This window comes from Azospirillum sp. A29, from assembly GCF_042604625.1.
In the GTDB taxonomy this organism is placed as follows: domain Bacteria; phylum Pseudomonadota; class Alphaproteobacteria; order Azospirillales; family Azospirillaceae; genus Azospirillum; species Azospirillum palustre.
In genome coordinates, this window is the sequence record NZ_CP170460.1 from 187,094 (window position 1) to 202,087 (window position 14,994).

At 67.0% G+C, this 14,994-nt stretch carries 15 protein-coding genes; 9 read left to right on the forward strand and 6 right to left on the reverse strand.

Translation table 11 applies throughout. The features are described from left to right. Nucleotides 1–495 precede the first annotated feature (495 nt). The 4 genes from ABNQ38_RS00775 to ABNQ38_RS00790 all read left to right on the forward strand — a co-directional run bounded on the left by ABNQ38_RS00775 (nucleotide 496) and on the right by ABNQ38_RS00790 (nucleotide 3,587). A complete protein-coding gene (locus ABNQ38_RS00775; RefSeq protein WP_377805197.1) occupies nucleotides 496–903 on the forward strand; it encodes a c-type cytochrome in 408 nt (135 codons plus the stop codon). Nucleotides 904–936: 33 nt separating this feature from the next. After that, complete coding sequence (locus tag ABNQ38_RS00780) at nucleotides 937–1,332, forward strand: VOC family protein (RefSeq protein ID WP_377805198.1); 396 nt, start codon at nucleotides 937–939, stop codon at nucleotides 1,330–1,332. 51 nt (nucleotides 1,333–1,383) lie between these two features. Then, nucleotides 1,384–1,938: a twin-arginine translocation signal domain-containing protein gene (locus ABNQ38_RS00785; RefSeq protein WP_377805199.1), complete on the forward strand. Its 555-nt coding sequence runs from the start codon at nucleotides 1,384–1,386 to the stop codon at nucleotides 1,936–1,938. A 77-nt stretch (nucleotides 1,939–2,015) separates the two neighbouring features. Continuing rightward, nucleotides 2,016–3,587, forward strand: coding sequence for a GMC family oxidoreductase (locus ABNQ38_RS00790; RefSeq protein WP_377805200.1), 1,572 nt, complete (start codon nucleotides 2,016–2,018; stop codon nucleotides 3,585–3,587). A 62-nt stretch (nucleotides 3,588–3,649) separates the two neighbouring features. Here the strand turns inward: ABNQ38_RS00790 and ABNQ38_RS00795 are convergent, their stop codons facing one another. After that, nucleotides 3,650–4,285, reverse strand: coding sequence for an SH3 domain-containing protein (locus ABNQ38_RS00795; RefSeq protein ID WP_377805201.1), 636 nt, complete (start codon nucleotides 4,283–4,285; stop codon nucleotides 3,650–3,652). Between the two features lie 242 nt (nucleotides 4,286–4,527). On the opposite strand from ABNQ38_RS00795, the gene ABNQ38_RS00800 reads away from it, so the two are divergent. Beyond that, nucleotides 4,528–5,448 carry a PDR/VanB family oxidoreductase gene (locus tag ABNQ38_RS00800; RefSeq protein ID WP_377805202.1) on the forward strand — a complete coding sequence of 307 codons (921 nt, stop codon included), beginning with the start codon at nucleotides 4,528–4,530 and terminating at the stop codon, nucleotides 5,446–5,448. 34 nt (nucleotides 5,449–5,482) lie between these two features. After that, nucleotides 5,483–5,908 (forward strand): PAS domain-containing protein, encoded by a 426-nt coding sequence (locus tag ABNQ38_RS00805; RefSeq protein ID WP_377805203.1) that lies wholly within the window; start codon nucleotides 5,483–5,485, stop codon nucleotides 5,906–5,908. Between the two features lie 22 nt (nucleotides 5,909–5,930). Here ABNQ38_RS00805 and ABNQ38_RS00810 read toward each other — a convergent pair whose 3' ends face one another. Together ABNQ38_RS00810 and ABNQ38_RS00815 are read right to left on the reverse strand one after the other, a co-directional pair. Next, entirely contained in the window at nucleotides 5,931–7,448 is a 1,518-nt protein-coding gene (locus ABNQ38_RS00810) for an AMP-binding protein (RefSeq protein WP_377805204.1), read from the reverse strand. Nucleotides 7,449–7,473: 25 nt separating this feature from the next. Beyond that, nucleotides 7,474–8,331 (reverse strand): helix-turn-helix transcriptional regulator, encoded by an 858-nt coding sequence (locus ABNQ38_RS00815; protein ID WP_377805205.1) that lies wholly within the window; start codon nucleotides 8,329–8,331, stop codon nucleotides 7,474–7,476. A gap of 103 nt (nucleotides 8,332–8,434) precedes the next feature. On the opposite strand from ABNQ38_RS00815, the gene ABNQ38_RS00820 reads away from it, so the two are divergent. Continuing rightward, nucleotides 8,435–9,322: an SDR family oxidoreductase gene (locus ABNQ38_RS00820; RefSeq protein ID WP_377805206.1), complete on the forward strand. Its 888-nt coding sequence runs from the start codon at nucleotides 8,435–8,437 to the stop codon at nucleotides 9,320–9,322. A 12-nt stretch (nucleotides 9,323–9,334) separates the two neighbouring features. Here ABNQ38_RS00820 and ABNQ38_RS00825 read toward each other — a convergent pair whose 3' ends face one another. Beyond that, nucleotides 9,335–10,111, reverse strand: a complete 777-nt coding sequence (locus ABNQ38_RS00825; protein WP_377805207.1) for an AraC family transcriptional regulator — start codon at nucleotides 10,109–10,111, stop codon at nucleotides 9,335–9,337. A 153-nt stretch (nucleotides 10,112–10,264) separates the two neighbouring features. Between ABNQ38_RS00825 and ABNQ38_RS00830 the strand changes: the two genes are divergently transcribed. After that, nucleotides 10,265–11,461 carry an MFS transporter gene (locus ABNQ38_RS00830; protein WP_282187170.1) on the forward strand — a complete coding sequence of 399 codons (1,197 nt, stop codon included), beginning with the start codon at nucleotides 10,265–10,267 and terminating at the stop codon, nucleotides 11,459–11,461. 52 nt (nucleotides 11,462–11,513) lie between these two features. Here ABNQ38_RS00830 and ABNQ38_RS00835 read toward each other — a convergent pair whose 3' ends face one another. Beyond that, complete coding sequence (locus ABNQ38_RS00835; protein ID WP_377805208.1) at nucleotides 11,514–12,404, reverse strand: aldo/keto reductase family oxidoreductase; 891 nt, start codon at nucleotides 12,402–12,404, stop codon at nucleotides 11,514–11,516. Between the two features lie 92 nt (nucleotides 12,405–12,496). Between ABNQ38_RS00835 and ABNQ38_RS00840 the strand changes: the two genes are divergently transcribed. Further along, entirely contained in the window at nucleotides 12,497–13,402 is a 906-nt protein-coding gene (locus ABNQ38_RS00840) for a LysR substrate-binding domain-containing protein (protein WP_377805209.1), read from the forward strand. 7 nt (nucleotides 13,403–13,409) lie between these two features. Here the strand turns inward: ABNQ38_RS00840 and ABNQ38_RS00845 are convergent, their stop codons facing one another. After that, complete coding sequence (locus ABNQ38_RS00845; protein ID WP_377805210.1) at nucleotides 13,410–14,993, reverse strand: response regulator; 1,584 nt, start codon at nucleotides 14,991–14,993, stop codon at nucleotides 13,410–13,412. Nucleotide 14,994: the final 1 nt, after the last annotated feature.

The following is a 14,994-nucleotide window of genomic DNA, read 5'->3' on the forward strand; positions in this document are numbered from 1 at the left end:
GATCCGGGCCTGAAGGATCGCGTCGGCCGCTTATGCCGGATGACGGGACACCGGCAGCCTTATGGGCGGGATCATCGGCTGGACCGGGGCCGCACAGCAGCGCGGCGAAGATGGTCCGCAGCTTCAGGCTTTTTGCGACCGCCGAAGCGGGGCGGCTGCAATGCCCAATCCATAAAGCAACCGGCGTGCCAGAACGCCAGAGGCCGCCGGGCAAGTGATTTTAAAGAATGTTCGCTTAACGCACTGTCTCATCATGGGACGATCTGTCGCACCATGGGTGTCCCATAATGAAACAGTTGGGACAGCCATCCCCCGCGACACCGCACAAAACCCGCCCTTCCCCTTATCGAACGCGGCTTTGCCTAGCGTGGCACGCCCCTTGCTCCAGTCTCATCGACGGTGCCGCACCGGCTGGTCCGAAGTCGCGGCGCCCAAAGGCTTCGGCCAAGATTTCGGCCAAGATTTCGGGAGGAACTTTAAACGATGAGGCATGCGATGCACGCGAGGATGTCGCCGCACCGCTGGGTGATGTTGCTGCTCCTTCTGTCCATACCCTTCCTGTCCATACCCTTCTCGCCCTTTACGAAAAAATCCGCGGCGGCGGACGGCGAGACGCTGTTCCGCCAGCAATGCGGAACCTGCCATTCGGTGAAGAAGGACGACGGGCCGCGCGCCGGGCCACCGCTGTACGGCGTCATCGGTCGCAAGGCCGGCACGGTCGACGGCTTCGACTATTCGGACGCCCTGCGCGGTGCCGGCTTCGCCTGGGATGCCGGGCATCTGGAGAACTGGCTGGCCAACTCCAACCAGTTCGTTCCCGGCAGCTACATGAACTACCGGCAGGACGACGACAGCGTCCGCAAGAGCATCGTCCAGTTCCTGGAAACCAGCGCCAAACGGTAACGACCTCCCTCAAACGACCTCATGGGAAGCACCATGGCCAAGATCATCCACATGATGGTGCGCGTCCTCGACGAACAGCGGTCGCTGGACTTCTACGCCAAGGCCTTCGGGCTGGAACCGGCCGAGCGGCTGGGCTTCGACGGCTTCACGCTGATCTATCTGCGCAACGCCGAAAACGACATGGAGCTGGAGCTGACCGTCAACCATGACCGGACTGCGCCCTACACCCATGGCGACGGCTACGGCCACATGGCGGTGGCGGTGGACGATCTGGACGGCGAACACGCCCGGCTGTCGGCCCTGGGCGTCCCGGTGACGCCGGTGAAGGAGTTCGCCCCCGGCGGCACGCTGCTGGCCCGCTTCTTCTTCGTCACCGATCCGGACGGCTACAAGACCGAGGTCCTGCAATGCCACGGCCGCTACCGGTAAGACCAAACCTCAATCCAACAATAACCGAGCCATGGGAAGGAGACGTCGATCATGCGCATTCTCGACAAACGGACACGGTTCAACCGGCGGAATTTTCTGAAGACCTCCGCCGCATCGGTGGCGGCGGCCGGTGCGGTTTCCGGCGGCATGGTGTCGATCACCGCGATGCCGGCCTGGGCCGAAGGGCTAACCGCCATCAAGCCCGACGCGGCCAAGACCCTGCTGGCGATGGTGCGCGACCTCTATCCGCACGACCGGCTGGGCGACGCCTATTACGAGAAGGCACTGGCCTCGATGGATCAGGAGGCGGCGAAGGACGCCACCCTGGCGGGCCAGCTCAACGAAGGGGCGGTGGCGCTGGATACCGCCGCGCGCAAGCTGCGCAACGCTCCCTACGCCGCCATCAAGGCGGAGGCGGACCGCGTCGCGGTGCTCAAATCCATCGAGACCACGCCCTTCTTCCGCAAGGTCCGCGGCGACATGGTGGTCGCCCTCTACAACCAGCCGGAGGTGTGGGCGAAGCTCGGCTACGAAGGGGCGTCGGCCGAATATGGCGGCTACATCCACCGCGGCTTCGACGATCTGGACTGGATCAAGGACGCCTGACGGCCCCACCGGCTCGCATCAATGCTTGCCGCATCGAACGCGCACCGAATGCCCGAAAAAATGGGGAGGACCGAGACATGGTTGCGAAATTCGCGATGGATGACGACAACGTCGTGGTGGTGATCGGATCGGGGGCCGGCGGCGGCACCCTGGCGAACGAGCTGGCCCAGAAGGGCGTCAAGGTCGTCTGCCTGGAGGCCGGCGGGCGCCACGAGATCCAGGATTTCGTGAACGACGAGTGGAAGAGCTTCTCGCAGATCTCCTGGCTGGACAAGCGCACCACATCCGGCAGTTGGCGGGTGGCGAAGGACTTCCCCAATCTGCCGGCCTGGATCGTCAAGGCGGTCGGCGGCTCCACCGTTCATTGGGCCGGCGCCTCGCTCCGCTTCCAGGAGCACGAGTTCAAGACGCGCACGACCTACGGCGCGGTGGAGGGAGCCAACCTGCTCGACTGGCCGGTGACGCTGGCGGAGATGGAGCCCTATTACGACAAGGCCGAGTTCAAGATGGGGACGACCGGCACCAACGGCATCCCGCGCCTGCCCGGCAACAACAATTACAAGGTGCTGGCGGCCGGCGCCAAGAAGCTGGGCTATAGCGAGTTCCACACCGGCAACATGTCGATCAACAGCAAGCCGCGCGACGGCCGCGGCGCCTGCCAGCAGATCGGCTTCTGTTTCCAGGGCTGCAAGTCGGGGGCGAAATGGTCGACCCTCTACACCGAGATCCCCAAGGGCGAGGCCACCGGCAATCTGGAAGTCCGGCCGAACTCCCAGGTCCTGAAGATCGAGCATGACGCGAAGGGCAAGGTCAATGCCGTGCTCTATGCCGACGCCACCGGCGCCATGCACCGCCAGAAGGCCCGCATCGTCGCGGTCGCCGGTAACTCGATCGAAAGCCCGCGCCTGCTGCTGAACTCGGCGTCGACGATGTTTCCGGACGGGCTGGCGAACTCGTCAGGTCAGGTCGGGCGCAACTACATGCGGCACATGACCGGCTCGGTTTATGGGGTGTTCGACCGGCCGGTGCACATGTACCGCGGCACCACCATGGCCGGGATCATCCGCGACGAATCCCGCTTCGACCCGCGGCGCGGCTTCGTCGGCGGCTACGAGATGGAGACGCTGTCGCTCGGCGTGCCCTTCATGGCGGCCTTCCTCGATCCGGGAGCCTGGGGTCGCGACTTCAGCTCGGCGCTGGACGCCTACGACCACATCGCCGGCATGTGGCTGGTCGGCGAGGACATGCCGCGCGAGACCAACCGCATCACCCTGCACGCGACGGAGAAGGACAAGTTCGGCCTGCCGATTCCCAACGTCAATTTCGACGACCATCCCAACGACATCGCCATGCGCACCCACGCCTATGGCCGCGGGTCGGCCGTCTATGACGCGGTGGGCGCGGTCAGGACCATCCACACCCCGCCCTACCCGTCCACCCACAATCTCGGCACCAACCGGATGAGCGCCAACGCCCGCGACGGCGTCGTCAACAAGTGGGGGCAGGCGCATGACGTGAAGAACCTGTTCGTGTCGGACGGCAGCCAGTTCACCAGCGGGGCGTCGGAGAATCCGACCCTGACCATCGTCGCGCTGGCGATCCGGCAGGCCGACTACATCGCCGACCAGATGAGCAAGCGGGAAATCTGACGATCCGCAAAGACCGCAAGCCCCCGGTATGAACGAGCCGGGGACTTGCGGTCCTTCCCCTATCAGCGTGCCGGGCTGAAGGCCGGTCCGGTAAGCTCCGGCCCCTTCGCAGCGTCGGCGATGGTGATGGCGGCCGGTCCCTGCGCGCCCAGCGTGACCGTCACCGGCTTGCCGTTGTTGTAGTTCTTCCACATCTGGTAGAGCGCCAGCGCCGCGAACATCTTGGCGTCGCGGCCGGTGTTGTACAGCCATTCCTGGGTCGGAATGACCCTCAGCATGCCATTGGCGCCCTGCTCCACCTTGTCGGCGAAGCGGTAGCCGAGTTGCTCGCCGATGCCGGCGACCAGCCCGTCGAAGCCCGGCGAAAGCTTGCCGAACCCGGCCGGCGCCGGAGCGCTTTCGCCGCTGCCCAGCGTGCTGGCGCTCTGCCGCTTGACGAGGTCGGAGAACAGCCAGCCCTCCTCCCCGGTGCGCAGGACGCGGACACCCATCCAGCTGCCCTCCCGCCGCAATTCGACCACGTCCTCGCCGCGCATGATCGTGGAGCGGACCGCCGCATCGTCGGACGGACCGGCACGCAGATTGACCTTCTCGCCCGTCACCGCATGGATGTCGCCCGACGCCGCCAGCGCCGGCACCGACGCGGTTCCCGCCAACCCAAGCACTGCAACCAGGACCATGATCGTCGACCGTGACATGACAGTTCCTCCCGTTGGGGGTGCCCCGCGCACCGTTTCGCGAACAACGCATGGCGACCGCCGGATGATCCGCCGAACCGGGATGCCACATTTTCCCTTGACCTGAAGTTAACTTGAGGTTTTAGGCTGCCTGCATTGGATCTGGCATACCAGACCCGCCGACGACACTCGCAGGCAGGACGATGAGCAGTACGCAGCCTGAAACGCCGCAGCCCTCAGCCAAGGCACCATGGACGTTGCGCGTGCACCGCCTGGACCGGATCACACCGCAGGTCCGGCTGGTCGAGTTGCGCGATCCGGACGGGCGGGGGCTACCGCCGGCCGAGCCCGGCGCCCACATCGACCTCCATCTGCCGGACGGGGCAGTGCGGTCCTATTCGCTGTGCGGCGATCCGGCGGACCGCCACGCCTACCGCATCGCCGTCCTGAACGTGTCGGGCGGGCGGGGATCGGGCTTCGTGCATGGCGAACTGGTGCTTGGCGCCGACCTGGCCATCTCCCCGCCGCGCAACAATTTCCGCTTCGAAGACGCAGAGCGCTACCTGTTCATCGCCGGCGGCATCGGCATCACGCCGCTGTTGCCGATGATCCGAAGGGCGGCGGAGCGGGGCGCCGACTGGGCCCTGCATTATTGCGTGCGCAACGCCGCGGCGGCCCCCTTCCTCGACGATCTCCGCGCCCTGCCCCATGGCCGCGCCGATCTGCATGCCACCGACGACGGCCGACGGCTGGCGGTCGACGAGTTGCTGGCGTCCACCCCCGTCGATGTCCCGATCTATTGCTGCGGTCCGCAGCGGCTGATGGAAGCGGTGGCAGCAGCCGCCCGACCGGACCAGGATGTCCGCTTCGAATGGTTCACGCCGCGTCCGGAGCCGGTCCGTCGGGGCGCCGCAGACGACAGCTTCGAGGTGGTCTGCGCGCGGTCCGGCGTCACCGTCACGGTTCCGGCGGGAACCAGCATTCTGGAAGCGCTCTACGCCGCAGGCGTCGAAGTCGACTCGTCCTGCGAACAGGGCATCTGCGGCACCTGCGAGACGGCGGTGCTGGAGGGCGAGCCCGACCACCGCGACAGCGTCCTGTCCGACGCGGAGCGCGCTGCCGGCAAGACGATGATGCTGTGCGTCTCACGGGCGCGGAGCGCAAGATTGGTCTTGGATGTCTGACACTTCATCACGAAACGACCATTGGGAGGATTCGATGACCGAAGAAGAGTTGCGACAACTGGGGCTGGGGCTCCTGCACAGCCCGGCGGAGGCCATCGTCTATTCCGACCGGGAGGGTCTCATCCGGTTCTGGAATGCGGGGGCGGAACGCGTGTTCGGCTTCACCGCCGAAGAGGCGCTGGGCCAATCGCTCGACATCATCATCCCCGAACGGCAGCGCCAGCGTCATTGGGAAGGCTATGACGAGGTGATGAAGTCGGGGGTGAGCCGCTATGGCAGCGGCGACCTGCTGTCAGTTCCGGCATTGCGCAAGGACGGCAGCCGCATCTCGGTGGAGTTCACCATCGTGCCCTTGAAGGACGCGGACGGCGCCATGCTCGGGATGGCCTCCGTCATGCGCGACGTGTCCGCCCGCTTCGAGGAGTTGAAGACCCTGCGCCGTCAGGCGGCCGGGCGTTGATGCCTCCCGTCCCCACCTGGCCCTACCCGCCGGCCAGACGGGCGCGCAGTTCGCGCTTCACCACCTTGCCATAGTTGTTCTTCGGCAGGTCTTCGACGAACAGGTAACGCTTGGGCCGCTTGAATCGGGCGATGCTGGCGTTGCAATGCTCGTCGAGGCCGCCGGGCGAGATTTCGCGCCCCGGTTCGGCGACGATGAAGGCGACGACGATCTCGCCCCATTCCGGATCGGGCTGCCCGGTGACACAGACCTCGGCGACGTCGGGGTGGCGCAGCAGCACCTCCTCCACCTCGCGCGGATAGATGTTGCTGCCGCCGCTGATGATGACGTCCTTCGACCGGTCGCGCAGCGTCAGATAGCCTTGCCCATCGAAGGACCCCATGTCGCCGGTGAACAGCCAGCCGCCGCGCAGGGCTTCGGCCGTCGCCGCGGCATTGTTCCAGTATCCGGCCATCACTACGTCGCCGCGGCAGACGATCTCTCCCACCTCCCCGGTGGGCAACGACCGGCCGTCGGCATCCACCACCGCCACTTCGACGCCGCTGCGGGCGAAACCGACCGACCCCAGCACCGCATCGTCGTCGCTTGCATGGTCGCGGCGCCGCAGCGACGCGATGGTCATCGGCGCCTCGCCCTGGCCGTAGATCTGGGCGAAAACCGGCCCGAAAACCGCCAGCGAACGGCGCAGCTCCTCCACATACATCGGGCCGCCGCCATAGACGATGGAACGCAGATTGGCCGGCCGCCGGCCGCCGCGTTCCGCCTCCAACCGCAGCCTCTGCACCATCGTCGGGGCCAGGAAGGCGCCGCAGCCGGGGTGACGGTCGCAGAGATCGAGGAACTCCGCCGGCTCGAAGGCGGAGGAGGCCGGGACCACCTGCCGGGCGCCGCGGGCGACATAGGCCGCCATATAGAGGCCGGAGCCGTGCGACATCGGCGCCGCGTGCAACAGGCTGCAATCCTCGTCCACCGCCTCGACATCGGCCAGATGGGCGACGGTCATGGCCAGCAGATTGCGGTGTGACAGCATCGCCCCCTTCGACCGACCGGTGGTGCCGCTGGTGTAGAACAGCCAGCCCAACGCCTGCGGATCGGGATCGATCGGTCCGTCCCATTCGTCACCCTCCGTCAGCGCCGCATAGCCGGCCCCGCCGATGACGATCCGGCGGCAGGACGCCGCAGGCGACCCGTCCAGCGCCTGTTCCAGCCCGGCGGCCAGTTTGGGCGAGACGAAGACGGTGGACGCTCCGGAATCCTCCAGGATCTGCACCAGCTCGCGCGGATGCAGCTTGGCGTTCACCGGCGTCGCCGCCATGCCGGCGGCCCAGATGGCGAAGAACAGCTCGACATACTCGGGCACATTCTCCGTCGCGATGGCGATGCGGTCGCCCGGCCGTCCGGAAGCGCGCAGGCCGGCGGCGATCCGCAGCGCGCGGGAGCGAAGTTCGGCAAAGCTGTGAAGCTGCTCGGTGCCGCGGAACACCGCACCGCGGGCGGGGAAACGGGCCGCCGCCTGATCGAGAAGAGAGAAGAGATTCACCGGCGCTGTTCCTTCCTGCCACCGCTCATCCGCCAGGCGCCACCGCGGTCCTTCGACCGGCCAGGGCCCGGATGCGTTCTTTAACCTGTTCGTCCAGCGGATTGTAGACCAGAAGACCGAGATCGGGGCGTCCATCGACAGCGAAGGCCGAATATTCCATCTCGATGCTGCCGAGTTCCGGGTGCAGGAGCCGTTTGAACCCCTCGCTCGGCGCGTACACGTCATTCTCGTTCCAGAACCGGGCGAACTCGGTGCTCATCCGGCACAGTTCGTCGACAAAATCGGCGATCTCCTTAACCGCTCCGGCCCGCGCTGCATCGACGCGGAAGGCGCCGACCAGATGCCGCGCCATACCCTCCCAATCCTTCTGCTTGGCCCGGATCGCCGGATTGCCGAACACCAGCCGCAGGATGTTCCGCTGATCGGGCGGAAGCGTGCCGTAATCGGTCAGCACCACGGCAGCGGCACGATTCCAGGCCAGCACGTCCCAGGTCGCGGTCTTGATGAAGGCCGGACAGGCGTCGAAGGACTCCAGCAGCCGTTGCAGCCGCGGGCTGACTCCTTGAGCCGGCCTGTAGCGCATCTCCGGCGGCCGGCCGAGCGCCAGGATGAACAGATGCTCCCGCTCCAGATCGGTCAGCATCAGGCTGCCGGCAATCCGGTCCAGCACGTCGGCCGACGGCGCTCCGCCCCGCCCCTGCTCCAGCCACGTGTACCAGGTCGGGCTGATATTGGCGCGCTGCGCCACTTCCTCCCGGCGCAGGCCCGGTGTGCGGCGGCGTCCTGAGAATCCGAAAGCCGCTGGGTCCAGCCGCGTCCGGCGGTCGCGCAGGAAGGCGGCGAGCGTGCCGGCCGGACTGATCTGTCTGGTTTCGGTCTGCATTGGCTGATCCTGGTAGCCGCTATACTAGGAAAACGTCACTACTTTAACAGGATATCATGGCGGGACAGAGTGGGGGCGACGGAATTTGAAAGGTGATTTTCCCATGCGTATTTTCCTCACCGGCGCCACCGGCTTCATCGGTCGGGCCGTGCTGTCCGAACTGCTCCAGGCCGGCCATCGGGTCATCGGCATGACCCGGTCCGGGGACGGCGCCCGCGCGCTGGAGTCCGCCGGCGCCGAGCCGCATCTGGGCACGCTGGAGGATCTGGCGAGCATCCGCAGCGGTGCCGAGAAGGCCGACGCCGTGATCCACACCGCCTTCGACCATGACTTCTCGCGCTTCGCAGAGAATTGCGCAAAGGACAGCCGGGTGATCGGTGCCTTGGGCGCGGTGCTGACGGGCTCGAACCGTCCGCTGCTGATCACGTCAGGGGTCGGCATGGGGGGTGCCGGCCATGGCCGGCTTGCCCGCGAAGATGTCTTCGACGACAGTCACCCCAATCCGCGCATCGCATCGGAACGGGCCGGCAACGAGCTGTTGGACGCCGGCGTCAACGTCGCGGTGATGCGGTTGCCGCAGGTCCACAACACCGAGAAGCAGGGGCTGATCACCCCGCTGATCGAAATCTTCCGCGCGAAGGGTGTCGCCGCCTATATCGGCGAGGGGCAAAACCGCTGGTCCGCCGGCCATCTGGGCGATGTTGCCCGCCTCTATCGTCTGGCCATCGAGAAGGCGGAGGCCGGTGCCCGCTACCATGCGGTCGGAGAGGAGGGCGTCGGAACCCGCGAGATCGTCGAGACTTTGGCCCGTGGCCTGAAGATCCCGGCGGTTTCCATCCCGCAGGACAAGGCGGCCGAGCATTTCGGCTGGATGGCGATGTTCGCGGGCATCGACATGGCAGCGTCCAGCGCCCAGACGCAGGCGAAGCTCGGCTGGCATCCGGAAGGTCCCGGCCTCATCGCCGATCTGGAGGCGATGCGCTATTCCTGACGGGACAGGAGGTCATTCGGCGCCTTTCAGATAGGCGCGCGGCGACGAGCCAAGAACGCGCTTGAACATCGCGGTGAAGGCGGCGGGGTTGTCATAGCCGAGGTCGATGGCGACGGCGGTGACTGCTTCGCCCGCCACCAGCCGCGGCAGGGCGGCGGCAAGGCAGGCCTGCTGGCGCCAATCCAGAAAGCTCAGCCCGGTCTCGCGCCGGAACAGGCGGGTGAAGGCCCGCCGGCTGACGCCCAGCTCGTCGCACCAGTGCTCGATGGTCTCATGCACCGCCGGCTGCCGCAGAAAGCGCCGGCAACGCTCGGCCAACGCCGGACTGGTCGGAAACGGGACGGTCAGCGGTTGGGCCGGCAGATGCAGCATCTCGTAGCGGATCAGCGCCATCACCGCGCCGTCGTGGCTGTCTGGATCATAGTCCGCCGGTACATCCACGGCGCGGGCGATCAGGCTGCGGATGAAGGGGGACAGCCCGACGACCTGACAGCGGTCCGGCATTCCGCCGGTCAGGTCCGGGTCCAGAAACAGGCTGTGGGTGGTCACCGCCCCGAGCATGCGCACCTCATGCATGACGCCGGGCGGGATCCACAGGCCGAAATCGGGCGGCACCACCCAGCGGCCCTGGGGCGTCGACATGATCAGCACCCCGGTGATGCCGGAGATCAGCTGCCCCCGCCGGTGCCAGTGCAGCGGCAGCGTTCCGCCGTCCGGATAGTCGTGGGTGGTGGCGAGCAGCGGCCGCTCCACGGCATCGATTTCGTCGACACGGACATTCCTCACCATGGCCCGGACTCGTAGAAAACTGGCCTGACCGCGGTGGCGGGCCTTCTCAACCGACCGTAGGCTTACGGTGCATTCAACGCAACAGTGCCGGGCCAACCGGGCCCCCGACATGGGGTCCGGACGCCTGAGGCGGAGAGAAGAGGGCATGCCCCCGTGACCGACACCACCATGAGCCGGCCCAACGCCGGCTCGACGGCCTTTTCCATCCTGGCCGCGATCAGCGCCTGCCACCTGCTCAACGACATGATCCAGTCGCTGCTGCCGGCGGTCTATCCGATCCTGAAGGACGAGTTCGGCCTCAGCTTCGCCCAGCTCGGTCTGCTGACCTTCGTCTATCAGCTGACCGCATCGCTTCTTCAGCCGCTGGTCGGACTTTTCACCGACCGCAAGCCGATGCCCTACTCGCTGGTCTTCGGCATGGGCTCCACCCTGCTCGGCCTTCTCACCCTGGCCTGGGCGCCCGGCTTTCCGGCCCTGCTGGCTGGCGGGATGCTGCTGGGCTTCGGCTCGTCCATCTTCCATCCGGAAGCGTCACGCATCGCCCGCCAGGCATCCGGCGGCGCCCATGGGTTGGCCCAGTCGCTGTTCCAGGTCGGCGGCAATCTCGGCTCCGCGCTCGGCCCGTTGCTGGCGGCCTTCATCATCCTGCCCCGCGGGCAGGGCAGCCTCAGCTGGTTCGCCTTCGCCGCGCTGGCCGGCATGGTGGTGATGGTGCGGCTGGGAAGCTGGCAGCGCCGGAACGCCAAGCCGCGCAAGGCCGGCGGCCCGGCGGCGGCGCGCCATGCCGATCTGCCGGCGGGTCAGGTCGGCCGGGCCGTCGCCATCCTGATCGCGCTGATCGTGTCGAAATACGTCTATCTCGCCAGCATCACCAGCTACTACATCTTCTACCTGATCGACCGCTTCGGCCTGTCCACCGGCGACGCGCAGCTCTGCCTGTTCGTCTTCCTGGCTGCCGTCGCAGCCGGTACGGTGATCGGCGGCCCGGTGGGCGACCGCATCGGCCGCAAGACGGTGATCTGGGTCTCGATCCTCGGCATCCTGCCCTTCACCCTGGCCCTGCCCTATGTCGGCCTGACGACGACGGTGGTTCTCAGCGCGGTGATCGGGCTGGCCCTGGCTTCGGCCTTCCCGGCCATCGTGGTCTATGCGCAGGAACTGCTGCCCGGCCGGGTCGGCATGGTGTCGGGCCTGTTCTTCGGGCTGGCCTTCGGTGTCGCCGGCATCGGCGCGGCCGGTCTGGGCGTCGTGGCGGACTGGAAGGGCATCGGCTTCGTCTACACCGCCTGCTCCTTCCTGCCGCTCCTGGGCCTGCTGACAATCTTCCTGCCGAATGTGGAACGCCGGTAAACGGCACCGGGACGAGGGGAGTGCGCAGGCTCCCCTTTGTCCATCGCGCCCCTCAGGCGTCTTTGCCCAGCTTGTCCAGTGCCTCCAGGGCATCGGCGGGCAGAACCAGATCCGCCGCCGCCAGATTCTCCTGCAGATGCTTGACCGACGAGGTTCCAGGAATCAGCAGGATGTTGGGCGCCCGGTTCAGCAGCCAGGCGAGCGCCACCTGCATCGGCGTCGCCCCGAGCCAATTGGCGACATCGGACAGCAGGCCGGACTGGATCGGCGAGAAGCCGCCGAGCGGGAAGAAGGGCACATAGGCGATCCCCTCGGCGGCGAGATCGTCGATCAGCGCATCGTCCGCACGATGCACCAGATTGTAGTGGTTCTGCACGCAGACGATCTCGCAGACGCGGCGGCCTTCCTCGACCTGCCGCGCCGTGGCGTTGCTGAGCCCGATATGGCGGATAAGCCCCTGCTGCTGGAGTTCGGCAAGCACACTCAGTTCCCGCTCGACCGGCCCTTCCGCCGGAGCATGACCATGGTCGCCCCACAGCCGCATATTGACGACGTCGAGCACATCAAGGCCGAGATTGCGCAGATTGTCATGCACCGCTTGCCGCAACTCTTCCGGTGAAGACGCCTGAAGCCAGGAGGCGTCCGCTCCGCGCCGGGCGCCGACCTTGGTCACGATCAGCAGATCGTCCGGATAGGGCGCCAGCGCCTCGCGGATCAGTTGGTTGGTGACATGCGGACCGTAGAAGTCGCTGGTGTCGATGTGATTGACGCCGGCCTCGACGGCATGGCGCAGCACGGCGATGGCCGCGTCGCGGTCCTTCGGCGGACCGAAGACACCGGGACCGGCCAGTTGCATGGCGCCATAGCCGAGTCGGCGGACGGCCTTGCCGCCGAGGGTAAAGCTGCCGGATTTGTCGATTTTGGTCTGGGTGGGGTTTGACACGATGATCTCCTTGATGGCTTCACCAATCTAGCCACCGTCCGCCTGTCCGATTAGTCTGCACAATCAGGACAGCCCGTGCGGAATTCCGAACAATGCAGCATGATCTGGGGGACCTGAACGCCTTCGTCGCGGTGGCCCGCGCCCGTGGTTTCCGCGAAGCGGCGAAGGCCGGCAACGTCAGCGCCTCGTCCCTCAGCGAAGCCGTGCGGCGGCTGGAAGGACAGCTCGGCGTCAGGCTGTTCAACCGGACCACCCGCAGCGTGGTCCCGACGGAAGCCGGCGAACGCCTGCTGGCCCGGCTGGAGCCCGCCCTGCGCGAGGTCGATGCCGCCCTCGATGTGGTGAACGGCTTCCGCGACCGGGTGGCGGGCACCCTCAAACTGAATGTACCGGTCAGCGTGGCACGGCTGGTCCTGCCCACGATCCTGCCGGCCTTCCACGCCGCCTATCCCGAGATCCGGGTGGAGGTGATGGGCGAGGACAGCTTCGTCGATGTCCTCGCCGCCGGATGCGACGCCGGCATCCGCTACGACGACCGGTTGGAACAGGACATGATCGCCGTTCCCATCGGTCCCCGCTGCCAGCGCTTCGCGACTGCGGCCTCCCCCGCCTACCTCGATGCACGCGGCCGGCCGGAGCATCCCCGCGACCTGATGGCCCACAGCTGTGTGCGCGGACGTTTCGCCAGCGGTGCGATGCCGCTCTGGGAATTCGAACGCGACGGCGAAGCGATCCGCCTCGACCCGACCGGACCGCTGGTGGTCGGACCGGGCGGCATCATGGACCTCGCCATCGATGCGGCGGTTGCGGGCGTCGGGGTCTTTCAGCTGTTCGAGCAGTGGCTACGCCCGCATCTGGACAGCGGCGCGCTTGAACCCGTTCTCGAATCCTGGTGGCCATCCTTTTCCGGCCCGTTCCTCTATTACCCCGGCCGGCGTCTGGTGCCGGCCCCGCTTCGGGCTTTCCTGGATTTCATCAGAACCATGCCCGCAACCTGACAAACCGTCACTCTGCCAGCATGGCCGCCAGCTGCTCGGCGATCTGGTTCGGCGAGAAGGGCTTGCGCAGCAGGCGCACGGCCTCGCCCAGATCAGGCGTGTCGGCATAGCCGGTGACGATCAGCGCCGGCAATCCGGGGCGCATGGTTCGCACAGTGCGCACCACCTCGGCCCCGTTCATGCCGGGCATGGCAAAGTCGGTGACCAGGGCATCGATCTCCGCACCGTCTTGCAGCAGAGCCAGGGCAGTTTCCCCGCTCTCCGCCTCAATGACGTGATGGCCCTGGCTTTCCAGCAGCGCCATCGTCCCCATCCGCACGATGGCGTCGTCCTCCACCAGCAGGACGGTGCGGCCTTTGCCGCGCTCGACGTCGGCAGCCATCCGTGCCGGCCGGCCGGTGACGGCCGCCACGCTCGGCAGGTAGAGAGTGATCGCGGTTCCGCCGCCAAGGCTGCTGTCGATTTGGACACTGCCGCCGGACTGGGTCGCCATGCCCTGGACCATCGACAGTCCCAGCCCCGATCCCTTGTCAAGCGGCTTGGTGGTGAAGAATGGCTCGAAGACATGCGGCAACACCGACGGATCGATGCCGGTGCCGGTATCCGCCACCCGGATCGCAACATAGGCCCCGGGCCGCAACTCTGCCGGCCCGGCCACGGAGCTGCCCGTTTCTCCGTCGGCGATTTCGGCAACGGCGGCGGTCAGGGACAGCCGCCCGCCGCCCGGCATGGCGTCGCGGGCATTGATCGCAAGATTCAGGATGGCGGATTCGAGCTGCGCCCGGTCGATCAGCGCCGCCGGAAGTCCGGGCGGCACCTCGATCGTGACGCTGATCTGGCCGCCAAGGGAGCGTTCCAGAAGGGAACTCATCCCGGTGAGCAGGTCGCCGAGGTCGGTCGGCTCCGGCATCAGCGTCTGGCGCCGTGCGAAGGACAGCAGCGACTGGGTCAGCCGCGCGCCACGCTCGATGGAGCGGTTGGCCGCCTCGAACAGCTCGCGCGGGGTGCCGTCGGGCACCGTGGGAGCCAGCACGGCAAGGCAGCTGACGATGCCCTGGAGCAGATTGTTGAAGTCATGCGCCACGCCGCCGGTCAGCTGCCCCAGCGCCTCCATCTTCTGCGCCTGATGCAGTTGCTCCTCAGCCCGCCGGCGGTCGGCCATTTCGGCCTGCAGTGCCTGTGTCCGCTCAGCGACACGCTCCTCCAACCGGCTCGATGCCTGGGTGATCTCCTGAAGATGGCTGCGGGTCCGGTACTGGCGCTTCCTGCTACGCACCGCCGCCTGGGCGGCACTCTGCAACGCCTCGCGGTGCAGCGGCCGGTCAAGCAGCGTGACATTGCCGAGCGACTGGAAGAACGCCTGCCTGCCCCGCCCGGCCTGCCGGCTTCGCCTTGACGTCAGGATCACGATGGGCAGGTCCGACCAGCGCGGCTGCGCCTCCAACCACGCGGTCAGCGGTCCGATGTCGGTCAGCCCCCCTTCGGAGAGCATCAGCGCCCCGACATCGTCGCCAAGGCTGCGGCAAAGCTCCGGCAAATCGGCACAGGGCTGCATCGCCAGACCGATTTCCGCCAGGACGGAACCGATCACC